The 25738-nt window shown below is 26.2% G+C and carries 26 protein-coding genes and 3 tRNA genes; 4 read left to right on the top strand and 25 right to left on the bottom strand.

What is annotated here, in order from left to right:
• Positions 1-41 precede the first annotated feature (41 nt).
• The 3 genes from HH195_RS04685 to HH195_RS04675 all read right to left on the bottom strand — a co-directional run bounded on the left by HH195_RS04685 (position 42) and on the right by HH195_RS04675 (position 1256).
• A tRNA-Arg gene (locus HH195_RS04685) sits at positions 42-118 on the bottom strand.
• 9 nt (positions 119-127) lie between these two features.
• Positions 128-202 (bottom strand) — tRNA-Glu (locus tag HH195_RS04680).
• A 55-nt stretch (positions 203-257) separates the two neighbouring features.
• Entirely contained in the window at positions 258-1256 is a 999-nt protein-coding gene (locus HH195_RS04675; protein WP_196371753.1) for a glycosyltransferase family 2 protein, read from the bottom strand.
• A 182-nt stretch (positions 1257-1438) separates the two neighbouring features.
• Here HH195_RS04675 and HH195_RS04670 point away from each other — a divergent pair, with 182 nt between their 5' ends.
• Both HH195_RS04670 and HH195_RS04665 read left to right on the top strand, forming a co-directional pair.
• Entirely contained in the window at positions 1439-2335 is an 897-nt protein-coding gene (locus HH195_RS04670) for a DUF2156 domain-containing protein (protein WP_196371752.1), read from the top strand.
• Positions 2336-2347: 12 nt separating this feature from the next.
• The gene (locus HH195_RS04665; RefSeq protein WP_196371751.1) at positions 2348-2902 is read left to right on the top strand and encodes a metal-binding protein; all 555 of its coding nucleotides are present in this window, start codon (positions 2348-2350) and stop codon (positions 2900-2902) included.
• 15 nt (positions 2903-2917) lie between these two features.
• Here the strand turns inward: HH195_RS04665 and HH195_RS04660 are convergent, their stop codons facing one another.
• From HH195_RS04660 to HH195_RS04630, 7 genes are all read right to left on the bottom strand, one after another.
• Entirely contained in the window at positions 2918-5107 is a 2190-nt protein-coding gene (locus HH195_RS04660) for a DNA topoisomerase III (protein ID WP_196371750.1), read from the bottom strand.
• 65 nt (positions 5108-5172) lie between these two features.
• Positions 5173-6096: a patatin-like phospholipase family protein gene (locus tag HH195_RS04655; protein WP_195924645.1), complete on the bottom strand. Its 924-nt coding sequence runs from the start codon at positions 6094-6096 to the stop codon at positions 5173-5175.
• A gap of 156 nt (positions 6097-6252) precedes the next feature.
• On the bottom strand, positions 6253-7656 hold the full coding sequence (locus HH195_RS04650; protein ID WP_243278544.1) for a PH domain-containing protein: 1404 nt from the start codon (positions 7654-7656) through the stop codon (positions 6253-6255).
• Between the two features lie 30 nt (positions 7657-7686).
• On the bottom strand, positions 7687-8136 hold the full coding sequence (locus HH195_RS04645; RefSeq protein WP_196371748.1) for a PH domain-containing protein: 450 nt from the start codon (positions 8134-8136) through the stop codon (positions 7687-7689).
• A gap of 213 nt (positions 8137-8349) precedes the next feature.
• Complete coding sequence (locus HH195_RS04640) at positions 8350-9987, bottom strand: glycoside hydrolase family 13 protein (RefSeq protein ID WP_196371747.1); 1638 nt, start codon at positions 9985-9987, stop codon at positions 8350-8352.
• A gap of 193 nt (positions 9988-10180) precedes the next feature.
• Positions 10181-10696, bottom strand: a complete 516-nt coding sequence (locus tag HH195_RS04635; protein WP_196371746.1) for a cell division protein SepF — start codon at positions 10694-10696, stop codon at positions 10181-10183.
• 279 nt (positions 10697-10975) lie between these two features.
• The gene (locus HH195_RS04630) at positions 10976-11362 is read right to left on the bottom strand and encodes a hypothetical protein (protein WP_196371745.1); all 387 of its coding nucleotides are present in this window, start codon (positions 11360-11362) and stop codon (positions 10976-10978) included.
• 395 nt (positions 11363-11757) lie between these two features.
• Between HH195_RS04630 and HH195_RS04625 the strand changes: the two genes are divergently transcribed.
• Complete coding sequence (locus HH195_RS04625; RefSeq protein ID WP_196371744.1) at positions 11758-12144, top strand: DNA mismatch repair protein MutT; 387 nt, start codon at positions 11758-11760, stop codon at positions 12142-12144.
• A gap of 36 nt (positions 12145-12180) precedes the next feature.
• Here HH195_RS04625 and HH195_RS04620 read toward each other — a convergent pair whose 3' ends face one another.
• The 7 genes from HH195_RS04620 to HH195_RS04590 form a co-directional block, all read right to left on the bottom strand.
• Positions 12181-12588, bottom strand: a complete 408-nt coding sequence (locus HH195_RS04620; RefSeq protein WP_196371743.1) for a hypothetical protein — start codon at positions 12586-12588, stop codon at positions 12181-12183.
• A 54-nt stretch (positions 12589-12642) separates the two neighbouring features.
• The gene (locus HH195_RS04615) at positions 12643-13080 is read right to left on the bottom strand and encodes a GatB/YqeY domain-containing protein (RefSeq protein ID WP_112365928.1); all 438 of its coding nucleotides are present in this window, start codon (positions 13078-13080) and stop codon (positions 12643-12645) included.
• Positions 13081-13194: 114 nt separating this feature from the next.
• Positions 13195-14007, bottom strand: a complete 813-nt coding sequence (locus tag HH195_RS04610) for a TerC/Alx family metal homeostasis membrane protein (RefSeq protein ID WP_196371742.1) — start codon at positions 14005-14007, stop codon at positions 13195-13197.
• Between the two features lie 111 nt (positions 14008-14118).
• A complete protein-coding gene (locus HH195_RS04605) occupies positions 14119-14484 on the bottom strand; it encodes an EamA family transporter (RefSeq protein ID WP_055257597.1) in 366 nt (121 codons plus the stop codon).
• Between the two features lie 197 nt (positions 14485-14681).
• Positions 14682-15680 (bottom strand): N-acetylmuramoyl-L-alanine amidase, encoded by a 999-nt coding sequence (locus HH195_RS04600; protein WP_196371741.1) that lies wholly within the window; start codon positions 15678-15680, stop codon positions 14682-14684.
• A gap of 99 nt (positions 15681-15779) precedes the next feature.
• Entirely contained in the window at positions 15780-16097 is a 318-nt protein-coding gene (locus HH195_RS04595) for a hypothetical protein (protein WP_196371740.1), read from the bottom strand.
• A 73-nt stretch (positions 16098-16170) separates the two neighbouring features.
• Positions 16171-16246: transfer RNA gene (locus HH195_RS04590), tRNA-Pro, on the bottom strand.
• A 151-nt stretch (positions 16247-16397) separates the two neighbouring features.
• On the opposite strand from HH195_RS04590, the gene HH195_RS04585 reads away from it, so the two are divergent.
• A complete protein-coding gene (locus tag HH195_RS04585) occupies positions 16398-17636 on the top strand; it encodes a replication-associated recombination protein A (RefSeq protein ID WP_196371739.1) in 1239 nt (412 codons plus the stop codon).
• Positions 17637-17698: 62 nt separating this feature from the next.
• Here HH195_RS04585 and HH195_RS04580 read toward each other — a convergent pair whose 3' ends face one another.
• The 8 genes from HH195_RS04580 to purE all read right to left on the bottom strand — a co-directional run bounded on the left by HH195_RS04580 (position 17699) and on the right by purE (position 25700).
• A complete protein-coding gene (locus HH195_RS04580) occupies positions 17699-18295 on the bottom strand; it encodes a hypothetical protein (protein ID WP_195924633.1) in 597 nt (198 codons plus the stop codon).
• A 173-nt stretch (positions 18296-18468) separates the two neighbouring features.
• Complete coding sequence (gene purD, locus HH195_RS04575; RefSeq protein ID WP_196371738.1) at positions 18469-19719, bottom strand: phosphoribosylamine--glycine ligase; 1251 nt, start codon at positions 19717-19719, stop codon at positions 18469-18471.
• Between the two features lie 87 nt (positions 19720-19806).
• Positions 19807-21315 carry a bifunctional phosphoribosylaminoimidazolecarboxamide formyltransferase/IMP cyclohydrolase gene (gene purH / locus HH195_RS04570; RefSeq protein WP_196371737.1) on the bottom strand — a complete coding sequence of 503 codons (1509 nt, stop codon included), beginning with the start codon at positions 21313-21315 and terminating at the stop codon, positions 19807-19809.
• Complete coding sequence (gene purN / locus HH195_RS04565; RefSeq protein ID WP_055257611.1) at positions 21312-21923, bottom strand: phosphoribosylglycinamide formyltransferase; 612 nt, start codon at positions 21921-21923, stop codon at positions 21312-21314. Before purN ends, purH begins: the two co-directional genes overlap by 4 nt.
• On the bottom strand, positions 21911-22915 hold the full coding sequence (gene purM, locus HH195_RS04560) for a phosphoribosylformylglycinamidine cyclo-ligase (RefSeq protein WP_196371736.1): 1005 nt from the start codon (positions 22913-22915) through the stop codon (positions 21911-21913). Before purM ends, purN begins: the two co-directional genes overlap by 13 nt.
• A 9-nt stretch (positions 22916-22924) precedes the next feature.
• The gene (purF, locus tag HH195_RS04555; RefSeq protein ID WP_082663295.1) at positions 22925-24388 is read right to left on the bottom strand and encodes an amidophosphoribosyltransferase; all 1464 of its coding nucleotides are present in this window, start codon (positions 24386-24388) and stop codon (positions 22925-22927) included.
• A 77-nt stretch (positions 24389-24465) separates the two neighbouring features.
• Positions 24466-25173, bottom strand: a complete 708-nt coding sequence (purC, locus tag HH195_RS04550) for a phosphoribosylaminoimidazolesuccinocarboxamide synthase (protein WP_055257617.1) — start codon at positions 25171-25173, stop codon at positions 24466-24468.
• Positions 25174-25220: 47 nt separating this feature from the next.
• Complete coding sequence (purE, locus tag HH195_RS04545; RefSeq protein WP_196371735.1) at positions 25221-25700, bottom strand: 5-(carboxyamino)imidazole ribonucleotide mutase; 480 nt, start codon at positions 25698-25700, stop codon at positions 25221-25223.
• Between the last annotated feature and the right edge of the window lie 38 nt (positions 25701-25738).

The following is a 25738-nucleotide window of genomic DNA, read 5'->3' as shown; positions in this document are numbered from 1 at the left end:
TATTTTAAAACAAAAAAAAAGCAATGAAAATTCATTGCTTTTGGTGTACCTTTAGGGATTCGAACCCCAGGCCCACGCCTTAGAAGGGCGTTGCTCTATCCAGCTGAGCTAAAGATACATAACAAAATGGTGACCCGTAGGAGAATCGAACTCCTGATTCCACCGTGAGAGGGTGGCGTCTTAACCGCTTGACCAACAGGCCTTGTTGACTACGCTTATTATATTACTACTATAAACGCATTTTGTCAACATATTTTTTATTTTTTTAAACAATATTTAATAAATATTTGTGGGGCATACTCTGCTAGCTTAATTTTATAATAAATCTTTTTGCTATAACGAGGTGTTGTAGATTTACAGCTCTTAAAATAATCTTTAATTTTACTATCTTTTAAAAACCTAATAAGTTCTTGTCTATTGGTATTTTTAGCACATCCATATAATTGATACATTATGTGTTCAGGAATAAATTCATTTTTTATTATACATTCTAAAAAATCACTTAATGAATTCTTTTCTATAAACTCACAAAGATTCTCCATTGCATCTATAACAGTCATATTTTTCTTCATATCTCCATTATTAGTTAAAGAATTTTCTCTTTGATGATAAACTGATAACTGATTTTCTATACATTTTACTTTTTGCGCTTTATATAAACACTTAAATATAAAATTTAAATCTTCTGCTCCATAACAACCTACTAAATACTCTAAATTATTATTTAAAAGATAATTTCTATTGTAAACTATAGAGCCTGTCCAAAGTCTTAAATTATTATTCCTATAACAATGAAAAACATCTATACCATCTCTAATATCTTTATTAAAATCAAAATTTTGTTTTCTCATAACAATAGGAGTGTTATCTTTCCTTATCCTTTTATGATCAAAAATTATCATATCATAATTATCTTCTTTAGAGATGCCTTCAATAATTTCTACTAAATTATTCTCTATGTAATCATCAGAATCTAAAAATAAAATATATTTTCCCTTAGCCTCACTAATTCCTATATTTCTACAAAAACTTTGTCCTTTATGTGACGACTTAATAACCTTTCCCTTTAGTGTTTCTTTATCTAAATACTCTTTAGATATTTTACATGAATTATCATTTGAATCGTCATCTATTATAATAACCTCAAAGTCTTTAACACTTTGGTTTTTTAAAGACTCTAAACAAGACTTTATATATTTTTCACTATTATACATAGGAATTACTATACTTAAAAATATTTCATCATTATTTTCCATAATTTAAACTCCATTTCAATCCATAAGTAATAAAATAATAATTTTTAAACATTCATATATATTTTGTCATTTTTATACTTCAAAATATATAATATATTATAATTCATATATTATAATACTATAAAATTATAATATAACAAACATTTATAAACAAAAAATTTTATTTTAAGGAAGTGAAACCTTTGAAGGGTTTTAAAGATATAACAATAGAGGATAAAAATCTTTTATCTAGCTATTTTAATAAAACAACTTCTTTATCGTATGAATATTTATTTTCTTCCCTTTTCATGTGGAGAAATTCATTTAATATAAAATATTCTATAATAAACGGTGCTTTAATAATTTTAAGGGAAGAAGATAAAGGTAAGTACTTTATGCAACCTTTAGGATACACTAAAAATTCTATAAATTCTATTATAAAAAAATTAAAAAATTTATCATTAAAAGAAGATAACTTTAATTTTTTATTTGGCGATGTAGAAGAAAACTTTAAGAATTATCTACAATTTGAATTTAAAAATAAAATAGAAATTTTTGAGGATATAAATGATTTTGAATATATTTATAAAACAAAGGATTTGATAGAATTAAAAGGTTCTAAATATCATAAAAAAAGAAATCATTATAACACCTTTAAAAAATTATATAATTGCAAAATCAAAGAAATTTCTTCTGATAAAATAAAAGATGATTGCTTAAAACTTTTAGATATTTGGAACAAAAATGGGAATTATTCTTTTACAAACTTTGATTTAGAAAGAAAAGCTATTTTAGAATGTTTTCATAATATGAATCATCTTGATTTAAAATCAATTGCCATTTATGATAATAGTAGTATCGTTGGATTCTCTATAGGTGATATTTTAAATAATACTGGAATAATCCACATAGAAAAGGCTAATAATAATTATAATGGGATTTATTCCTTTTTAAATAGAGAATTCTTATTAAAAGATTTTTCAAAAACTACATTTATAAATAGACAAGAAGATTGTGGCAATTTAGGTCTTAGACAATCTAAAGAATCTTATTATCCTATAAAAAAATTAAAGAAATACTGGATAAAATTTAAATTTTAAGGAGTACAAATTTTGGCATCTGGGAAAACTCACGATAAAATAACTCTTATACTTTCACCATTAGTTGCAATAATATTTTTACTTTTAGACATAAGTTTTTTTGGTAAAAATGGAGCTATATTTTTAACTTTAATTGGCGTTGCCTCATATATATTTGGTGGATACATGTTTTCAGGAGATTTAGATATAAAAAGCAATGAATTTAAAAGATGGGGAAAAGTTAAATTTATTTGGATTCCCTATCAAAGATTTTTTAAACATCGAAGTATATTTAGCCATGGATTTATTTTAGGTCCTTTAATTAGAATACTGTATCTATATTCAATGTTTATTATAATTTTTTCACTGCTTTATTCATTTTCTATTATTAAAATTTCTCCTCCAAGCATAATAAGAGAAAATATTAAATTCATTTTAAGCAATGATAAAATATTTTTAAATATTTTTTTGGCTCTATTTATTGGATCTGGGCTTCATACAATAACAGATATAATTACAACATCTTTCAAAAAAAAGACATCATCTAAAAAGAAAAATTATAAAAAGAAAAAAACAATAAAAAAATAAGAGCATTAAATGCTCTTATTTTTGATTAAACATGTCCATAAGATTTGCAAAAGGATTATTTATATTCTCACTAGCCTCTTTCTTCATCTTTTGCATTATTTTATTGACTTCTCTTTTATTAACCTTATCATTATTTTCAAATCTCTTCTTAAACTGTGATTCCTTTTCTCTAAAATTACAATTAGTTCCGGTACATACATATATCTTCGAATTTCCATGTCCTCTAAGTTCTAACTTCTTTTTACACTCTGGACATCTAGCATTTGTAATGCGACTTACTACTTCTTTAAAACCGCAACTTCTATCTTGACATACATTCATTACCGTTCCATTTTTGCCCTTTACCTCTAATAAATATTTTCCGCAATTTGGACATTTATTCCCTGTCTTATTATCATGGATAAAATTTTCACTACTTTTTTTAATTTCTAAAACTAAATCCTTTGAATAATCTCTCATTGAATTTATAAATTCTTTAGAGCTTAATTTTCCTTTACTTATATCTTCTAAATCTTTTTCCCATTTAGCTGTTAAAAGAGGTGACTTTAAGTCTCTTGGAACAAGCTGTATAAGCTGTTTTCCTTTAGATGTTGGATATATTTCTCTGCCTTTCTTCTCTATAACATAAGAATTAAACAATTTATCTATTATATCTGCCCTTGTGGCAACAGTTCCAAGTCCACCTGTTTCACCTAATGTTTTAGCATACTCTCTACTATTAAGATTCATATATTTTTGAGGATTTTCCATAGCCTTTAATAAAGTTCCTTCATTAAATCTGCTTGGTGCTTTTGTTTTTAGACAATTTAATTGTATATCTAAAACAGATATTTTATCTCCTTTATTTAATTTAGGTAGAATTTGATTGTCATCCTCTAAAGAATCTTCTAAATCATTTTTATCATAAACGACTTTCCATCCTTTATTTTTGACAACTTTTCCACTAGCCTTAAATCTTTCTCCGTCTATATCAACTATTATATCTGTTTGTATATATTCAAAAGGTTTTAACATAACACTTAAAAACCTTTTAACAACTAAATCATAAATATGCCTTTCTTCAGTATTTAAGTTTAATACATTAGCTTTCTCCTCAGTAGGTATTATAGCATGATGGTCAGACACTTTTGAATCATCTACAAAATTTTTATTGGTATTTACTTTATTTTTCAATATTTCAGATGCTATAATTCTATAACTTCCTGTATTTATAGCTTGTAATCTATCCTTTAGAGTTTCTACTATATCTTTTGATATATATCTTGAATCCGTTCTTGGATATGTTAAAGCTTTATGATTTTCATATAATCTTTGCATTATTGATAATGTTTGCTTAGCAGAATATCCCCATATTCTATTAGCATCTTTTTGAAGCTCCGTTAAATCATAAAGAAGCGGTGAAAATGTTTTTTTATGAGTTTCCTTTATATCTACTATAATTCCATCTTTTTTGTAAATTTTATTTTTTATTTTATTAGCAAATTCTTCATTAAAGATACTTTTATTATTATCCTTATTAATCCAATCTAAATAAAATCCATTAGCTTTTACTTTAATAGTGTAATATGGCTTTGGTTTAAAAGAATTTATTTCCTCTTCTCGTGAAACTATCATTGCAAGTGTCGGTGATTGAACTCTTCCAGCTGACAATTGAGCATTATACTTACAAGTTAAAGCACGAGTTGCATTAAGACCAACTAACCAATCAGCCTCTGCTCTGCATAATGCAGCTTTATATAAATTATTATATCTTGAAGCATCTTTTAAATTTTTAAATCCTTCAATTATAGCCTTATCTGTTTGAGATGAAATCCAAAGTCTTTTCATTGGCTTTTTTACATTTGATTTTTCTATAATTAATCTTGCAACAAGTTCTCCCTCACGCCCTGCATCTGTAGCTATTACTATATCTGAAACCTTATCACTATTTAAAAGTTTTTTTACCTCATAAAATTGTTTAGATGTTTTTTTAAGAACAATAAACTTTGTAGTTTTAGGTATCATAGGAAGGTTTTCAAAACTCCAAGTTTTATATTTTTTATCATATTCCTCAGGATCTGCAAGACTTACTAAATGCCCTAAAGCCCAAGTTACTATATATCTCTCGCCCTCTATGTAAGACCCTTTATTATTTTTACATTTTAGTACCCTAGCTATCTCTCTAGCCACACTAGGTTTTTCAGCTAAAATTAACGTTTTATTCATATTATCTACTTTTGACAATTTTTTATTAAATGTCAAATTCCTTTCTAAAATTTAATAATATTATATTACCTTCTAATAGGTCTCCTATTACGCTTATTAGTTATTTTTAGTAAATACCTTAGATTATCAGTTATTTTATAATGCCTATCCCTTATATTGTTAATTCTATTAAAATTTTTAAGATATAATACAGAACCCAATGCATTTATAGCATCTAAATAACCAGCATTTATTCTCTTTCTTTTAGCTTCCAAATCTAAATTTAAAACTCCATCTATTACTCCTTCATTTAGTTTAGTTGGACTAATCTCTATTATTATCGCATTTGGAAACTTCTTTTTATCTATGTACACACTTTTAGACAATGGGACAACTATTATAATATCACACCCAGCATCATAAACTGGCTTTATTGGTACATTATCAACCATACCACCATCTAAGTATCTCTTTCCATCAATTACAGAACTCTTATAGATAAGTGGAAGAGATGCAGAACCTAATATTATATTTTTAGCTACACTATCTTCATAATTATTTATTTTAAAATATTTAACATTAAAATCTGGCATTTCTGTACACGAAGCGTAACATGTAACCCCTCTAGCTTTAATCTTGTTAATATCTATATACTTATCTAAAAATTTCATAAATCCATCTGTTGAAACATCTCCATTTTCTATAACTCTACCCATGTTATATTTTTTTATATATTTCAACCCTTTAGCTCCTATGGCAAGCTGTATACCTTTTTTTATAAGTTCCATTTTATTTAAAGGGATTAATGTTTCCATGTCTACTTCATTCCACATTGCTTCAGCTTTTCTCAAGTCGTTTTGAGCAAAAAGAACTGCATTTATAGCACCTACTGAAGTTCCAGAAAAAATTTTTATATATTTATCTATACCAAATTGCTTTAGCGCTTTCCAAACTCCTAATTGATAAGCTCCCTTTCCTCCACCACCTGCTAATACTAACCCTACTTTCATCTATTTACAACCCCCAAATCTTATCTTAAGTATACTTATATTATACATTAAATTTACCCCTTAATCTTATAAATTTTTTAATGATTATAATAAAAATAATTAAATCTTCATTGGTATAAAACTAAACTTATTAATAATACTTATACTTTATAAATATTAATTAAATTTTTCTAAAACAAAACTATTTTTTAATAGATTGTAAATAGATGAATCTAAATTTTTAACTGACTTAATATCTTGTCTTTTTTGTGAATAATATTTAAATTTAATATTACAAATATTTTTTCTTCTTTGGAATGGATTTGCAATCGACCATATCTCTTCTGTACTACTTTTTCTTATATATAATTTTGTTCTACCAAAACCTTTATAACTTATATAAAACAATGTATCACTTACGCCAACTTCATTATTTTTTAAAACCAAAAACCTATTTAATACAACTATTGGTATAATTATTGAAACTAATATAAGATCATTAGAATACAAAAATGCTATAACCGATATTAAACTTGCAATAAAAACTGGCATATTGAAAAATCTCATTATATTTTTTTTGTCTGTCCTATATATATTCCCTTGAAAATAAAATTCAGGAATTATATGAATTAATATGTCATTTAAAAGATCCTCCCCACACATAGGAAATATAACCTCATCCTCTTTAACCTCGTCTCCATATCCAACTACAGAACATTTTATAGTATATAAATTAAAAATTTGACATAATATATTTTGTTCCACTTTCAATGCATGGATATTTTCAGTTGGAATAGAGTAATTTTTTCTATTAAAAAGACCATATTCAACTCTTAAATAATTTTTTTTTCTAAATATTATAAATTTATAATATTTGATTAAAGTTGCTAAAATTGAAAATACTAAAACCACTAAAAGCAATATTGTTATAACAAATAAAATAGATAATAATATAGCAAGGTATGTTCCTTTTAAATCTATATTTTCAGTTAAAAAGTCTATTAATATTTGTTTTATTTCACCTTGTATTTGCTTATTTATTTTACCAATCAAGTTTATAAAAGATATTAAAACACCAATTCCAAGTATTATATTACTCCTAAGCATTGACAATAAAATTAAATGCATTGCTGAAATTTTATATCCTAAATATTTATTTATATTTAAGCTATCTTTACTTATAATATTTTTTATTCTGAAACTTAAGTTATTGTACAAATAATTCAGTTCCTTAACCTTTAATATCATATATATTTGATTGCCTTTACTTGAAGATAAATTATCAACTTTAAATTTTCTAAGCTTTAATATTTTATAAAACCAATTTCTCTCAAGTTCTATTAAAGATATATTCTGAATTGGAATTATTATTTCATTTTTAAAAAAAGTCCCTTCTTTATAAATAAGATCACTATTTGTAATGACTATTTTCGTATTTATCCATCGTAAAAAACTAAAAAAAAGCAATGTAAGCAATATAATTATTAACGTTATTATCATATATCCTTCAAATTGCAACGTAATAAATATAATATATGGCCATACTTTCTTTAATATAGAAAAATATGTTATAAAAATCATAAACCAGTGATTTTTTTGCAAACACATATGCTACCTCATAAAACTATTATTCCTCGCCAAATTCCATATTTTTGTACATTCTTTATAATTTATAGATGGAATCGTTAATTTTCCTCTTGCTGTATATATCCTTATAGTCTTTATTCTTAAAATTCTTGAAATTGGATCTTGAATAAGATCAATATATTTTATTCTATTTATCGGAACACATACTATTTTTCTATAAATAACCCCATATCTTAATTCTATAAAATTTTCATCTGTATAATATGACCAGCTTAAATATTTAACTACTGGTAAGATAAAAACATAAATAACATAAAAAATACTGTATATAAAAAATATATTAATTTTTTTTAAAAATAAAGTTTTATGAATATTTAAAATATCAAAAAATATTATATATAAAGCTATAAACAATAACGTTCTTAAAAACATCCATCTTAAAATAGATGTTTTGCTAAGTTGATATTTTTTCATAAAATTCCTTTCTATAAATTATACTTAATAAATTGTTAAATAATATAATAATTAGTTTATAATGACATAATAAAATTGTCAATTAAATAAATGCATAAAAAAACACAATATATTTATATTTTAAGTTTTCTTATATTACAATATATTGTGATAAAAATTTATTTATAATTATTTAATATTTATTTTAAAACTATCTTATTTTAAATTATATTTCTAAATAAGTTTATATATTAACGCTTCATAAGGTCTTAATACTATTTCATTTGGAATATTATTAGAATCTTTATAATTGCTTAAAATCAATTGGCATTTATCATAATGTATATTTTGTGGAAGAATAAATTTTTCAATTTTATCATAAAAGTTTGCCACAACTAAGAATTTAATACCATTTAATTCCCTAACATATGAATATATAGCTTTATGATTTATATCTATACAGTTATAAGTTCCATAAATTATTACATCATTTTCTTTTCTTAAATTTATTAAAGCTTTATAATGATAAAAAACAGAATCTTTGTCCCTTAATGCCTCATCCACATTTATATCCTTATAATTTTCATTTACTCTAATCCATGGAATACCTTTAGTGAATCCTCCATTTTGTTCCTTAGACCATTGCATAGGGGTTCTCGCATTATCTCTACTCTTTACATAGATTGAATTCATTATATCATTTCTGTCATACCCCTTATCTATTCTTTCCTTATACATATTTAAAGTTTCTATATCTTTATAGTCCTCTATAGAATCAAATTTTACATTAGTCATACCTATTTCTTCACCTTGATATATATATGGAGTTCCTTTTTGCATATGAAGAATTGTAGCCAACATTTTAGCAGACAACTTTCTATATTCTCCTTTATCATTCCCCCATCTTGAAACTATACGTGGAAGGTCATGATTATTCCAAAACAAACTATTCCATCCACACCCTTCAAGTTCTGCTTGCCATTTAGAAAAAACTTTTTTTAATTCTACAAAATCTAAGTTAGCTAAATCCCATTTACTTTTTCCTTTTATCTCATCTAATCCTATATGTTCAAATTGAAACACCATGCTAAGTTCATCTCCATTAGGATTACTATACAGTTTAGCAATATCAGGAGTTACTCCCCATGTTTCTCCTACTGTTAATAAATTTTTATCTCCAAATGTTTCTCTATTCATTTCTTTTATAAGAGTGTGAAGCTTTGGTCCATTTGCTGTTATTTCTTTATCTATATCTTTTCCAATAAGGTCAATAACATCCATCCTAAAACCAACAATCCCTTTGTTTATCCAAAAATTCATCATGTTATAAATTTCTTTTCTCATATTTGGGTTTTCCCAATTTAAATCAGGCTGCTTTTTGCTAAATAGATGTAAATAATATTCATTACTTGTCTCATCCATTTCCCAAGCACTACCTCCAAAACATGACTCTAATCCATTTGGAACATCTCCATCTAAAGGTTTTCTAAATATATAATAATCTCTATATTTGCTATCTTTATTTTTTATAGCTTCTTTAAACCATTTGTGCTCTGATGAAGTATGATTTACAACTAAATCCATAAGTATTTTGATATTTCTATTATTAGCTTCTTTTAATAGTCTATCCATATCTTCCATTGTTCCAAACTCATCCATAATATCGTAATAATCACTTATATCATATCCGTTATCATCATTAGGTGATTTATAAACAGGAGACAACCATATAACATCTATACCTAAATTTTTTAAATAATCTAATTTAGATATTATTCCATTTAAATCTCCTATGCCATCATTATTGCTATCACAAAAACTTTTAGGATATATTTGATATACAACCGAATTGTGCCACCACTTTTTTTTCACTACTTTTATACCACCTTTTATCATTTTATGTATATTATAACATAATTTACTTTTAATTAGCTATCTTTTAACCCACTATTAATTTAAATATAAAGGAAATACTAGTTTATTATATTAAATTAATAAATTAAAACAAAAAAAATAAAAGGTAAATTTATTTTACCTTTTATTTTAAATAAAATATTTAAATACATTACTTCGTCCAGCTTAATATTCCTGTAATTCCCAAATCTTGTTTCTGTGGTTTTTCTTCTTGTCTTGATTCAACATTTAATGGAGTTACAACAAAAACCCCTTTTTCTATTTCTTGAAAATCACCTTCTAATGCATAACATGTACCGCTTACAAAATCTATTAATCTTTGAGCAATCTTAGTTGACAAACTTTTTGTGTTTATTAATACTATTTGTTTATTTTTAAGGGCATCGCATATTTCTGCAGCATCTTCATATGATGAAGGCTTTGCTATTTTTATTTTCATTTTACTATCAGAGTTATGAATATTTATCAAATTTGCAGAATGCTCTTCTTTATTTTTTTCTTCTTCTAATTTCTTTAACTCTTGTTTTATATCATAAGAATAATCTTCATGTCTTGTATGCTCTAAATCCATTCTTGAATCTTCTCCTATAATCTCTACATCGTCTTCATATTCTTCTTCAAAATTATCAAATCCCAAAAGTTCTTTCATCTTTACAAGCATAGCCATAAAATTTCCTCCTAAAGTTTATTATCACTTTAACTAACTTAACTCTATTATATAAATCTTACATTAAAATTCTTAAATTTTCATTAAATTATTTTCCATTAATAATATTTTTATATTTGATTAAATTGTACAATAAATTTTATATAAAATCCATATTTTTTATATATTTATTTAAATATTATTCATAAAGCAGAAAGTTTCCGCTAACACAATAATTAATTTATATTTCTTTAATATTATACAATACTATGAATTTTCATTCAATAAAATTAACCAATACTAAAACTCATTGAGTTTATCTATTAACTTACACTCTATATAATCTTCCATTTCACTCATATATTGTTTATTTTCTAAAGCATTTTTTATAACATCAAAGTCATCTAAAATAGTAGATAAAACTACATTAGCCCAATTTTTTATAATTTCTCCTTTTGTATTATCTTTATTATAATTAATTTCAATTGTTTTATCATCATAATAAAAAATTACATTTTCTATATTCTTATTTAGCATTAAAGCCTTAATTATTAAAAATTCATAATCTTTATTTTGGTTCAATATTTCTAAAAGTTTAGAATTTTTTAAAACCAATTTTCCCTCTTCATCTTTAACAATTTTTAAATTTATAATTTGATTTATTATATAATTTTTTAAATTAAACATATTAATCCTTTAATTATTTTATATTATTGATTGTAATAAAAGTATATAATAATTTTGTTAAGATAATTACTATTTTTTATATATTTAAAATATATTTTCACAAATAAATTAATTTAAATTTATAATAAAAAATAATGAATTTTTATAGTAATTATTAGATTAATTTTAAAATTTTATAAAAAAATATAGAAAAAAATTTAAATTCTAATTTAATTTTTAATTTTTTTATTCAGTTTAACCAGTTTATTGAATATATGTATTTTAATTCATTTTAATTTTTAGGAAATTATGTTACAATTTTTTTAATATTAAATAAAAAATATTATTATGTTAAATTAAAGTTACTAAATTAAGGTGCATAAAAAAGTAATATATATTAGGGGGATTATGTCAAAATGAGTAATATTTCAAAATGTTCTATAATAATATATGATGATTTTAATAACATTCTTATTTGTAAAAAAGGTAAATTAAAAAATGAACACAACATTCCTTGGATTTTATTTGGAAAAGAATTAAAAGGTAAAGAAACCGAAGAAAAATGTATAACTAAAGCTGTTGATAAAGATTTAAAATGTAACATATTTAATTTACAGCCTTTTAACCAATACGAACTAGAAAACGGAACTATTTTACAATCTTATACAGGACATATAAAAGAACAACTAACCTGTCATAAAGATGTTATAAGAACTGAATGGATTTCAAAATCAGATGTAGAAGATTTGCAAATAGATTCACTTGATAAAAAAATTATAATTGATTTCTTTAACAAAATCTAAAAATTAATGCTAGCTAAAATTTAGCTAGCATTAATTTTATTCAACCTGAGTTAAAAGTCTATTCATAATATCTTTAAGTTTTCTTTCTCCTAATTCTTCATGACAAACCGCCATTATTAAATTTATAGCATTTAGTGATTCATCTAACTTATATGCTCTAATATCAAAATACGAATCATCTGGCATAAATTTTTTCAAATCTGCTCCAATTTCATCTGCCAAACACCATAATTCATCTATAACTTCTTCTGTATTTAAATCTTCAAAATCGTTTTTTAGCATTTCTTTTAAGATATCAACATCTATTTTTAAATTAAAAGCTATTATATCTTCTCTTTTTGACCCTTTACTCATATCTTTTATAACTTTAAATTGAGAATTCATTTCTATTATTTCTTTAAAATCTTTACTATCTAAAACCCTATTTCCAAAAGCAATATACATAAAAAACCTCCAAAATAATTTTAGGGAAATCTAAAAGCAGACTTCCCTAAAACTTTAACCTAAAATACTCTTAACTATTGGGTTAACCTTTGATCTATCAAACTGTCCTGCTATTTTAGGCATTATTTCTTTCATTATTTTGCCCATATCACTCTTTGTATAGTTACCATTTGCTATGATTTCTTTTATCATAGAAGTAACCTCTTCTTCACTAAGCTGTGCTGGAAGATATGGTGTTAAAACTTCAATACCAAATTTACATTCTGCAATTTTCTCTTCATCATTTAATTGTTCAGCATAAGATAAAGCTTCTTTTAATTGTTTTATGTTTTTTTCTATTATCTTTATAGCCTCTGAATCTGGTATATCTTGTCTTTCATTTACTTCAAATGCCTTAACATCAGCATTTACTAACCTTAATATTGATACTTTAGCTTTATCTCTAGCCTTCATAGCCGCTATTTCATCTTTTTTTAATATTTCCTTTAACATGTTAAAGCCCTCTTTCTTATAATTAAAATCATGATATTTTAATTATAACAATAATATTTAATATAGTGAACATTATATAAAAAATTTTTAATTATTTAAAAAGACTAAGTATTTTTATGGAAATATAAATGAAGCTAATATACTAGATAGAAGAAGTATTAATATTACAAGAATTGATGTAACAACTGATATTTCTATTCCAAAATATAGTATACTCAACTTTATTCCAGTAAATATTAATATTAAAATTACACCAAATTTCATATACTTAAATCTTTTGCTCAGTCTAGATAACATAAAATACATGCTTCTTAAACATATTATTGCACATATATTTGATACATATACAGTAAACGGGTCTGTTGTTATGGAAAATATAGCCGGAATTGAATCTATTGCAAAAAATATATCAGATACCTCTATTATTATTAATACAGCTAAAAGAGGTGTTGCCATAATTTTTTTTCCTCTTCTTACAAAAAACTTATTACCTTGAAAGTTATCAGTAAATGGAATTATTTTTCCAAGCATTCTTATAAATAGATTACTTTTTAAATCTTTAGGTTTTTCTTTATTAAATAACATTTTTATCGCGCTAATTATTAATATAATTCCAAAAACATATAAAACACCATGAAATTTATTAACTATTGTAACACCTAAAAATATAAAAATCATTCTAAGAATCATAGCTACAAATATTCCATAGTCTAGCACTTTCATTTCAGCTTCTTCGTCTACGTTAAAACTTGAAAAAATCATTAGAAAAAGAAATAAATTATCCACACTTAAACTTAGCTCTATTAAATATCCACCTAAAAACTTTAAAGCTAAATCCGTTCCCCTTAAATAATAAGTAAGTATATTAAAGATTATAGCTATAGATATCCAAAATATACAATTAATTGTTGCTTTTTTAGTTTTCATCTACTACTCCTAATATTATTTACATATTATTATATGTATATGACATTATATACTTTACTTATTAAACAAAATGAAAAAATAGAGATTAAAATTTTTAATCTCTATTTTTTACTAAAACTTAAATGCTAATATAAATACGCCTATTACTATAACAATAGAGCCAATTATAGACCTTATTGTTAAAGGTTCTTTCAATATCCAATATCCTAAAAACAAAGATATTATATAACACATACTCTGCATAGGATAGACTTTATTGAAATCATTTGCTTCCAATATATAAAACCAAAATACTGTAGCTGCTACATATATAAGCATCCCAGCTATTATGTATTTATTTAAAATTACCTTTATAAAATCGCTAACATTAAAGCCATTTAAAGGTTGCTGAGTTAATCCTATTTTCCACCAAACCTCTCCTAAAACAAGCATTATACAATTTATAAATACTAAAATAAACGCTTTAATTTTAGCCACCTCCTATATTATTAAATATTAAATTTTTTATGTTATTTTATTAGTTTTGTATTTACACCTAAATAATTATACAACAGTATTATTATTTTATCACCATAATTAAAAAATTAATAAAATTTTTAAGGATAACTTTCTTTACCAAATCCATATAATATAAAGTTTTATTCAAAGAAAATTATCCCATTTTTTTCTAATAATTAAAATACTGCAAAACCATCATTATATTTCACATAACCACTTTTAGTTTTTTCTCCTTTATCAGTATCATATACAACATGCAAAACTCCATTTTCTCTATAAAGTGGTGTCGCTTTTTCATATGGGTCAATGCTTCCAATAGAATTACTACAACTTGATGTCTCATATACGATTTCTGTAGTTGATCCATTTTTCCATTGCTTAGAATAATCATATATTATACAATTAGTAGCATTTGTCACATAAGCACTATTTATCTTGTTATTAGATATATATTGAATTAAAGCTAATTGTTTACTGTACGATACATCTAAAACCCTAATTTTAGTGCCTACTGCAATTTGACCACTTAATATATTTCCATTAGAATCTCTTATATACAACCAATCATTTTTAACTGTCGCATTAGTTACTAAAGATACACTATTACTTTCTGTATTAGAATTATCTTCATTACTATTATTAGACGAACTATTTACACTAACATCCACTCCAGTTACTGCTTTAACTATTGCATTCGCCATAGAATTACCATTGTATCTTTCCATATCCTCCTTAGAATCTATAAAAGCACATTCTATAAGCACACAACTCATAGTAGTATATTTAGGAACATATAAATTAGAAACTTTAACCCCTCTATTTGTATATCCTAAATTAGATATTTCCTTACAAATATTCTTAGCATAAGTTTCAGCTTTGCCACCTCTACCTACTATATAGCACTCAACACCGTGACCACCTCCAGCATTAAAATGAATACAAAGGTGCAAATTAGAATTACTTGCATTAGCTCTATTAACCCTATATGATAGTGATTGAGTCACAGTTGAAAAAGTTTTATTATAAGGTGTACAATCCACAGTTTCAATTCCAATAGATTTTAATTTTGATTGAACCAATGTCCATACTTCTTTAGTTAAAACATCTTCTTTTTTGTACCCAACAGCCCCAGTATCAGGGGAACAATTATGACCAGCATCTCCACTTATTTTCATATAAAAACCTCCATATTTATCATCATAATATATTATATTTTCATAATAAATATTGTGTTAATTTTATATTAATTGTTATTATATCTGAAAATTAAGAGATTATTTTTGTTTTGGGAAAAGTTTGTTATAAAAATTATCAAATCCACCATCTTCTAAAATAACTTTATAATCATCATTTACATAAAACTTACTCATCGTTTGCACTATCAAATCAAACTTTTGCAAATTATTTTCTTCTAAAAGAATAGTATAAAGGTAAGCTAAATGATTTTCCATATATATTTGAATATTTTTAACATCCTCTTGTGATACCTTTTTATTATCTAAAAGTTCTTTTATAGGGCCATTTCTAAATACAAAATAACTTGATGCCTTAGTAATTTTTTCTATATATTCTTTAGGTAATTTATTTTCCATCTTATTTCTCCTTAAAATAAATTTAAAAATAAAAGAAGTTACTCAAAACTTAGAGCAACTTCTTTAAATATTTTGGTCGGGGTGACAGGGATCGAACCTGCGACCTCATGGTCCCAAACCACGCGCGCTCCCATCTGCGCCACACCCCGAAAACAACAATATAATTATATTATAATACTAAATGCTTGTCAATATTTTATTTTTCTTTCATTACTGCAATTTAATAAAAGCTAATTGAATTTTTTTTATTTAATATTTATAATTTACATAATTAAATATAAAAAGTAATGAGGTAAGCAAATGAGACCATTAGCAGATAAAATAAGACCTAAAACATTAGATAATGTAGTTGGGCAAAAACATTTAATCGGAAGTAATAAGATTTTAAGACGTATCATAGAAAAAAAAGAAATACCTAATATGATTTTCTTTGGTCCATCAGGAGTTGGTAAAACAACAATCTCTAACATTATAGTAAATCAAACTGACAAAAAACTCTTCAAATTAAACGCAACCACAGCGTCATTAAAAGATATTGAAGATATAACTAAAAATTTAGACAATCTTTATGGTTATAATGGTGTTGTTTTATATTTAGATGAAATTCAAAATTTTAACAAACGCCAACAACAAAGCCTTCTAAGTTATATAGAAAATGGACAAATAACTTTAATTGCAAGCACAACTGAAAATCCATATTTTTCTGTATATAGTGCACTAATTAGCAGATGTTTAATATTTGAGTTTAAGCCTCTAAATTCTGATGACATTTTTTTTGGTTTAAAAAATACTATAAATTCTTTAAACGAACAAGAAAGTTTAAATATAAGTTATGATATAGACGCACTAAAAAAAATCTCTATCTTATCAAAAGGAGATTTAAGAAAAGCTATAAATATTTTAGATGTTTTAATTAAATCTAATCTTAAACACAACATTCATATAGATTTAACTTCTGTTTTAGAACTAAACACAGAAAGCTTTTTCATGGATGAATCAAAATATTATGATTATATAAGTATGCTTCAAAAATCTATAAGAGGTAGTGATACGGATGCATCTATTTTAGCTTTAAGCGTTTTATTAAAAACTGGACATTTTGAAGATATAATAAGGAGGCTTTTGGTTATAGCATCAGAAGATTGTGGTCTTGCCATGGGAAATATGTACTCTAGTTTTTTTTCTTTAATAAATGCAGCTAAAATGGTAGGTATGCCAGAAGCTAAAATTATCTTAGCCCATGCCGTAATCTTACTTAGCACAAGCCCAAAATCAAATAGTGCTTATGTTGCAATTTCTAAAGCATTTAACGATATTGAAAAAAAAGATATAGGGCCTGTATTAAATCACCTAAGAGATTGTCACTATGAAGAATCTAAAAAACTTGGAATTACAGGATATAAATATCCCCATGATTATCCAAATCATTATGTAAAACAAGATTATATGCCAAATAATTTAAAAGGAACTATTTATTATACCCCGTGCGATAATAAATACGAAAACTCTTTAAAAGAATACTGGAGCAAAATCAAATAGATTTATATTTTATCTTACAAAAATAATCCAAAAGAGAGTATCTTCTCCTTTGGATTATTTTTTTATTCAGCCTTAAATATTTTATCATCTAAAAGCATTTCTTTACAAAGATCATGAGCTTCTTTTATTTCGTCTTCAAACATTCTACCTTTTTCAGTTAACAAAAGTTCTTTACATGATGCTTCTAAATTTTCTAAAACTCGTTCTCTATTTTGTAAAATAGTGTTTTTAAAGTAATCATACTTCTCCACTACCTTTATGTACAATTCATCTCTCATAATTGATGTTTCACGAAACTCTTTTATGATTTTTCCAACAGTTTCATCAATACTTGACCACTTTAAATCATTATCTGTAACTTTTATTTGTTTTCTTAAAGACTTATCAAACTTTTTAATAGCAAGTCTAATATCTATATCGTTATCAGAGAACCTAACATCTTCTTTAAAATGCATAAGTATAACTTTATAATGAGCCATTACTTCTATTCTTCTCTCATTAAATCTTCTTATATATGTATCTAGCATTATATCTAATATTTTTTCTGTAAGACCTTTATCATTCTCAATTTCTGTTCTATTTTTATGTCTTTCTTCCATCTCTAAAATACTATCCACAACAGTGTCAGTTGTAAAACTATTAACCCCAAATCTCTTCATATTTATGCCCTCCTATATGAAATTATTTTTATTATAACATTTTTTTAAGATATTGTACACGCTAATTAATAATATTTATTAATTAATAAGAGATTGTATATAAATATTAAAATAAACATAAAGATTAAAATCTCTACCTATCTTAAATATTTTACAATCTCTTACAAGTAAATTTATTTCCCTATATCTAATCTGCAATATTTGCCACTAAAATTAACCTTATCTAAAATATCGTAAGCATTTTTTATAGCTTCATATCTATCTAATCCATATCCTAATAAAGACAGTACTCTTCCTCCTGATGTTACCAAAACATCGTCTTTTAAAGTAGCCCCTGCAATTATTACTTTATCTTTAACATTGGAGTTTATTGTTATTTCATATCCTTTTTCATAAACTCCTGGATATCCTTTAGATGCTAACACCACATTACACACATATCCATTTTTCCATGAAAGATTAAAGTCACTTAAACTTCCATCTAATGTACTTTCTAAAAGTTCTAAAAAGTCATTTTCCATAAGAGGTAAAACTGATTGCGTTTCAGGATCACCAAACCTTACATTGTATTCTAAAAGATATGTCCCCTTTTTAGTTATCATTATTCCAAAGAATATAACCCCTTTAAAATCAAAGCCTTCTTCTTGAATACCTAAAAGTGTTTTATTCATTATTGTTTCCTTAAACTCTTTTAAAACATCTTCTGTAACATAAGGATTTGGGGCTAAAACTCCCATACCTCCTGTATTTGGTCCTTTTCCACCATCAAATACTTGCTTATGATCCTTTGCAGATATAAATGGTTTTATTGTTTTTCCATCCGTTACAGACAAAATAGATGCCTCAACACCATCTAAAAACTCTTCAATCACAATGCTACTTCCTGCACCTTTAAATATATCATTAACCATTATATCTTTTAGTGCCTCTTCCCCTTGTTCTAAATTTTCACATATATAAACACCTTTACCTAATGCTAATCCATCCGCTTTTATAACTATCGGAAATTCCTGCTCTTTTAAATATTCTAAAGCTTTATCATATTCAGTAAAATTTTCGTATTTAGCAGTCTTAACACCATATTTTTTCATAAAATCTTTAGAAAAACACTTACTTCCTTCAAGCATGGCACCAAATCTTTTAGGACCAAATATTTTTAAACCTTCCTCCGTAAATCTATCTGATATTCCATTTATTAAAGGATCTTCTGGTCCTACTATTGTTAAATCAATATTATTTTCCTTCGCAAAATTTAATAATCCTTCTATATCACTAACTAAAAAATTTATATTTTCACATTTATCTTCTAGTGCTGTTCCACCATTTCCAGGAACGCAGAATATTTTTTTCACTCTCTTGTTTTCTTTAAGTTTTTTAGCTATACAATGCTCTCTTCCACCTGAACCTATTAATAATATTTTCAAATTCATTTCCCCTTTTCTCATATACAATATATAAAGCGGCTAAAATAATCTAACCGCTTTTAAATTTTTAAATTAATATTTCTTGTTTTAGTGCTTAAAATGTCTAATTCCAGTCATAACCATTCCTATATTATGCTTGTCACACTCTTGTATTGACTCATCATCACGAATAGAACCACCTGGTTGAATTATTGCCTTTATATTATATTTAGCACATTCTTCTACAACATCTCTAAATGGGAAAAATGCATCTGATGCTAAAACTGTTGCTCCTTTTCCTCTCTCTAGCGCTTCACAAGCTGCCCATATTCTATTAACTTGTCCACCGCCTATTCCAATTGCCATATTATCCTTTGCAACAACTATAGCATTTGATTTTACATATTTTACAACTTTCATAGCAAACAACATATCTTTTATTTCGTCATCTGTCGGTTTCTTCTTAGTTACAACATTTAATTCATCAATTAATTTTTTATCCTCTTCTTGAACTAATATTCCTCCATCTACTGACACCATATAATTTTTATTTGATGGCTTAACTTTGCATTCTAAAACCCTCAAATTCTTTTTAGATTTTAAAATTTCTAAAGCTTCTTCAGTATAATTGGGCGCAATTATAACTTCTAAGAATATTTTGCTCATTTCCTTAGCAGTATCTTCGTCAATTGTTCTATTTACTGCAACTATTCCACCAAAAATTGATACACTATCACATTCATAAGCTTTCTTATATGCGTCTAAAACAGTATCACCTATGGCTACTCCACAAGGAGTATTATGTTTTAATGCACAACATGCTATTTCATCATCAAACTCACAAGCAACTTTCCAAGCTATGTCAACATCTTTTATGTTATTATAAGATAATTCTTTGCCATTTAAAACTTTAAAGCTATTCATAGCACCTTTAGTTTCACAAGAACCATAATAAACAGCACTTTGATGTGGATTTTCACCATATCTTAAAGATTGTAATTTTTTATAAGATACTGATAAATATTCTGGATATTCTTCTTCCTCTTGTAATAAAAAGTTTGATATGGCTGCATCATAAGCACTCATAAGATTAAATACTTTTCCTGCTAAAACTTTTCTTGTTTTTAATGAAACATCTTGATTTTCCTCTATTTCATTTATAACCCTTTTATAATCTAAAACATTGCTTAAAACCACAACATCCTTAAAATTTTTAGCCGCAGCCCTTAACATTGTTGGCCCACCTATATCTATAAATTCAACTTTTTCTTCAAAAGATAAATCCTCTTTAACTTTTTCAAAAAATGGATAAAGATTAACAACCACCATATCAATAGTTTCTATGTTTCTCTCTCTTAAAGTCTCCATATGTTCTTTGTTATCTCTCATAGCTAAAATTCCACCATGAATAATTGGATGAAGCGTTTTAACTCTTCCATCTAACATCTCACATGAACCTGTAATTTCACTTATTTCTGTAACTTCAATATTGTTTTCTTTAAGATATTTAAATGTTCCACCAGTTGATATTATTTCAACATTATTCTTTCTTAAAAATTTAACAAGTTCTAATATTCCACTTTTATCATAAACACTTATTAAAGCTCTTTTTATCATAGCAAAATCTTCACCTTTCCATTTTCTAATTTTATCTTATTTAAACTAAATGCTTTTATAACTTCAGGAAGTATCTTATGTTCCTCTATCAAAATCCTCTCTTGTAAAGTTTTCGCAGTATCCTCAAAATACACAGGTACTAAAGCCTGATTTATAATGGCCCCACCATCAACCTCTTCATTTACAAAGTGTACTGTACACCCAGAAAACTTAACACCCTTCTTAATTGCAGCCTCATGAACCTTTATACCATACATACCATTCCCTGAAAAACTAGGTATTAATGATGGATGAATATTTATTATTTTATTTTTAAACTCCTTTAATATTTCTCCATCTAATATTGAAAGATATCCTGCAAGAACTATTAAATCCACCTTTTCCCTTAAAAGTTCTAATATTTTTTCAGATGTTTTAGTTCCATACTTTTTTTTACTTATAACAAATGTATCAATACCTTTTTCCTTTGCTTTTAATAATCCTTTAGCCGACTCCCTATCACTTATAACACAATGTATTTTTGCATTTATATTTCCTTCTTCTATTTGATTTATTATAGATAATAAATTGCTTCCACCACCTGATATAAGAACTGCTATTTTAAACAAACTCCTTCACCTCCAGATATTACATGTCCTAATAATACTGGTTCTTCTCCTAAGGATTTTAATTTTTCCATAGTTTTTTGTGCGTCCTCTTTAGATACTGCAATAACAAATCCTATCCCCATATTAAAAGTATTATACATATGATCTTCTTCTACACCTTTTTCCATTATTCTCTTAAATATATTTGGAATTTCATAAGAAGATTTATCAATTACTGCCGTAAAACTTCTTCCACCAAACATTCTTGGTATATTCTCTATAAATCCACCACCTGTTATATGTGCCATAGCTTTTATATCAACATCCTTCATAAGAGATAAAATTGGCTTTACATATATTCTAGTTGGTGTTAAAAGTGTTTTCCAAACGGCATCTCCATAAAAATCTTCCTCTAAATCAGTAAATATTTTTCTCACTAAAGAATATCCATTTGAATGTATTCCTGAAGATTTAAGTCCTATAAGTATATTTCCATCTTCAACTTTGCTTCCATCTATAATATTTTCCTTATCAACAATCCCAAGAGCAAATCCTGCTATATCATACTCTCCATCCTTATAAAACCCTGGCATTTCAGCAGTTTCTCCACCAACTAAGGCACAATTAGATTCTAAACACCCATCTGAAACACCCTTAACTAAATCCGAAGATACATTAGCTTCTAATTTCCCACAAGCTATATAATCTAAGAAAAATAATGGCTTTGCACCATGACATAATATATCATTAACACACATTGCCACGCAGTCAATGCCTACTGTGTCATACTTTTTTGTCTTAAACGCTATTTCAAGTTTTGTTCCAACTCCATCTGTTCCTGAAACTAAAACTGGTTTTTTATACCCTTCTGGTATTTCAATCATAGAACCAAAGCTTCCTATACCTCCAAGCACATAACTATTTAAAGTCCTCTTTGCATATTCCTTAATAAGTTCAACTGATCTATATCCTTCCTCTATATTAACTCCTGCGTCTTTATAAGTTATAGCCATAATTTTTTCCTACCTTTCTAAGTGATTTTTGTCTGTTTCAATTGGTGTTGACACTGGATATACTCCATTGAAGCAACCTAGACAAAACCCTTTATCTTCCCCCAAAGCTTTAAGTAAATTCTCCATAGATAAATAATCTAAAGAATCTGCCCCAATCATTTCTCTTATATCTTCTTGCGAATTATTAGCTCCAATAAGTTCACTCCTATAAGATGTATCTATTCCAAAGTAACATGGATTTTTAACAGCTGGCGAAGCTACTCTAAAATGTACTTCTTTAGCTCCAGCTCGTCTTAATGATTCAACTAAATGCTTTGATGTAGTTCCACGAACTATTGAATCGTCAATTAAAATAACTCTTTTTCCCTTAACATTTGCTTTTAAAGGATTTAACTTAACAGATACTGCTCTTTCTCTCATTTCTTGATTAGGCGTTATAAATGTTCTACCTACATATCTATTTTTAACAAATCCTGGATCAAAAGGTATTCCTGAAACATTTGAATAACCTATTGCACAAGCAAGACCTGAATCTGGAACTCCAACCACAATATCGGCTTCAACCGGACTTTGTTTATAAAGCATTTCTCCAGATTTTACTCTAAATTCATGAACATTTATTCCATCCATTACACTATCTGGTCTTGCAAAATAAATATACTCAAAGGAACAGGTTTCACATTGTGTTTTTTCAGAATATTTAATGCTGTCTATTCCATTTTCATCTATTACAACTATTTCACCTGGCTCTATATCACGTATAAATTCAGCCCCTATTGTGTCTAATGCACAGCTTTCCGAAGCTAAAATATAATTTCCATCAATGTGTCCTAAACAAAGTGGTCTTATACCGTGTGGATCTCTAATTCCAATTAGTTTTCCTTCCGCCATTATAACCAAAGCAAAAGAACCTCTTATAGCCTGAGTTGCATTAAATACTGCAGTTTTAATGCCTTTTTTAGCATTTCTAGCTATTAAATTTATTATAACTTCTGAATCTATCGTAGTATGAAATACAGATCCTGAATCTTCTAAAAGTTCTCTTATAATATCAGCATTTACTAAATTTCCGTTATGGGCTATGGCTATTGAACCAAGCTTTGATCTACTAACTAACGGCTGACAATTTTCGATTTTAGTTGAACCTGTTGTGGAATATCTAACATGACCTATACTTATATTTCCTAATACTTCTGTATCTTGTTTTTCTAATTCTTCATGAGATACTCTAAGACTCTCTTTTAATTTATTTAAATCATCTTTGCAAAAAGCCTCTGTTAATAAACCAAGATTTTTGTGAGTTTCCATTATAAACCCATTAGAAACCGTAATACCTGCACTTTCTTGTCCTCTATGTTGAAGAGCATAAAGTCCATAATATGTGTAACTTGCAACATCTAATGTTTTATCCTTTGAATAAATACCAAACACTCCACATTCCTCTTTAAGCTTGTCATTTATAGCATCATACATAACCTTATCTACCTCTACAATCTAAATTTTTATCTAATTTCCTCTAAATTTCAATACCCATTTTGTTTTTTAAAATTTTATCTTGAGCTCATTCTACTTAATATCTCTTGATAAGCCCCTCTAACATTTCCTAAATCTCTTCTAAATCTATCTTTATCTAGTTTTTCATTAGTTGTTGCGTCCCAGAATCTGCAAGTATCTGGTGATATTTCATCTGCTAAAACTATTTTTCCATCATCTGTTTTACCGAATTCTATTTTAAAATCTATAAGATTTATATTAACACTTGCAAAGAATTTCTTTAATAATTCATTTATTTTATCTGTCATTGCATAAATTTCTTGAAGTTCTTCAAAAGTTGTAGCTCCAATTGCTACTGCATGATAATCATTTATTAACGGATCTCCTAATTCATCATTTTTATAAGATATTTCAAATACTGTAGTCTTAAGAGGAGTTCCTTCTTCTATTCCTAATCTTTTTGCCATACTTCCAGCTGCTACATTTCTAACTATTACTTCAAGTGGAACTATAGAAACCTTTTTGCAAAGTTGCTCTCTATCGTTTAATTTTTCAATAAAGTGAGTTTTAATTCCATTTTCCTCTAACATTTTAAATATTATTGATGTTATATCGTTATTAAACTGTCCTTTATCTTCTATTGAACCTTTTTTTTCTCCATTAAATGCTGTTGCATCATCTTTATAATAAACTATAACCTCATTTTCTTTATCTGTTGCATATATTTTTTTTGCTTTTCCTTCATATAACATTTCTTTTTTCATATCTTATACACTCCTTATTATATACCTTTAATTCTCATTCTTCTTTATTAATTAAAAATAAATTCATCATTTTCTTGTATAAATTTTTTCTTCATATCTTCTCTGTATTTTATAAGCTTTTCTTTAATTTGGGGATACTTTATAGAAAGAATTTCCACAGCAAGCATACCAGCATTATAGCTATTATTTATTCCAACAGTTGCAACTGGAACTGATTTTGGCATTTGAACTATTGAATATAGTGCATCTATTCCTCCTATTGCTCCATTACATGGAACACCAACAACTGGTATTGTTACTTGCGATGCGATTACTCCTGGTAGATGTGCTGCAAGACCTGCTCCCGCTATTATTACTTCACATCCATTTTCACAAACTTCTTTTAAAACTTCTGAAAGCCTTTCAGGAACCCTGTGTGCTGATAAAACGTAAGCTTTAAAATCTATATCAAATTCTTTTAAAGCACTAGCTGCTCCTTTCATTATTTCAGTATCTGATTTACTTCCAAAAAATATAGCAACTTTCATTTTTAACCCTCTTTCTTATAAACTAATATAAACGTTAA

The organism is Candidatus Sarcina troglodytae, from assembly GCF_015708635.1.
GTDB classification, from domain to species: domain Bacteria; phylum Bacillota; class Clostridia; order Clostridiales; family Clostridiaceae; genus Sarcina; species Sarcina ventriculi.
Note: the sequence above shows the minus strand (reverse complement) of the source record. Positions and strands in the feature narration are given on the sequence as shown.

Coding starts and splice junctions, on each gene's coding strand:
- HH195_RS04595 (WP_196371740.1), bottom strand. CDS start 16,097: ATGGAAAATAAATTACCTAAAGAATATATAGAAAAAATTACTAAGGCA.
- HH195_RS04675 (WP_196371753.1), bottom strand. CDS start 1,256: ATGGAAAATAATGATGAAATATTTTTAAGTATAGTAATTCCTATGTAT.
- HH195_RS04645 (WP_196371748.1), bottom strand. CDS start 8,136: ATGAAAAAATATCAACTTAGCAAAACATCTATTTTAAGATGGATGTTT.
- purH (WP_196371737.1), bottom strand. CDS start 21,315: ATGATAAAAAGAGCTTTAATAAGTGTTTATGATAAAAGTGGAATATTA.
- HH195_RS04610 (WP_196371742.1), bottom strand. CDS start 14,007: ATGAAAACTAAAAAAGCAACAATTAATTGTATATTTTGGATATCTATA.
- HH195_RS04600 (WP_196371741.1), bottom strand. CDS start 15,680: ATGAAAATAAGTGGAGATGCTGGTCATAATTGTTCCCCTGATACTGGG.
- purF (WP_082663295.1), bottom strand. CDS start 24,388: ATGTATGATGCTATAAATGACAAGCTTAAAGAGGAATGTGGAGTGTTT.
- HH195_RS04620 (WP_196371743.1), bottom strand. CDS start 12,588: ATGTATATTGCTTTTGGAAATAGGGTTTTAGATAGTAAAGATTTTAAA.
- HH195_RS04650 (WP_243278544.1), bottom strand. CDS start 7,656: ATGATTTTTATAACATATTTTTCTATATTAAAGAAAGTATGGCCATAT.
- purC (WP_055257617.1), bottom strand. CDS start 25,173: ATGAAAAAAGAAATGTTATATGAAGGAAAAGCAAAAAAAATATATGCA.
- HH195_RS04635 (WP_196371746.1), bottom strand. CDS start 10,696: ATGGCTATGCTTGTAAAGATGAAAGAACTTTTGGGATTTGATAATTTT.
- purE (WP_196371735.1), bottom strand. CDS start 25,700: ATGAAAGTTGCTATATTTTTTGGAAGTAAATCAGATACTGAAATAATG.
- HH195_RS04580 (WP_195924633.1), bottom strand. CDS start 18,295: ATGAAGAGATTTGGGGTTAATAGTTTTACAACTGACACTGTTGTGGAT.
- purM (WP_196371736.1), bottom strand. CDS start 22,915: ATGGCTATAACTTATAAAGACGCAGGAGTTAATATAGAGGAAGGATAT.
- HH195_RS04660 (WP_196371750.1), bottom strand. CDS start 5,107: ATGAATAAAACGTTAATTTTAGCTGAAAAACCTAGTGTGGCTAGAGAG.
- HH195_RS04585 (WP_196371739.1), top strand. CDS start 16,398: ATGAGACCATTAGCAGATAAAATAAGACCTAAAACATTAGATAATGTA.
- HH195_RS04615 (WP_112365928.1), bottom strand. CDS start 13,080: ATGTTAAAGGAAATATTAAAAAAAGATGAAATAGCGGCTATGAAGGCT.
- HH195_RS04625 (WP_196371744.1), top strand. CDS start 11,758: ATGAGTAATATTTCAAAATGTTCTATAATAATATATGATGATTTTAAT.
- HH195_RS04630 (WP_196371745.1), bottom strand. CDS start 11,362: ATGTTTAATTTAAAAAATTATATAATAAATCAAATTATAAATTTAAAA.
- HH195_RS04655 (WP_195924645.1), bottom strand. CDS start 6,096: ATGAAAGTAGGGTTAGTATTAGCAGGTGGTGGAGGAAAGGGAGCTTAT.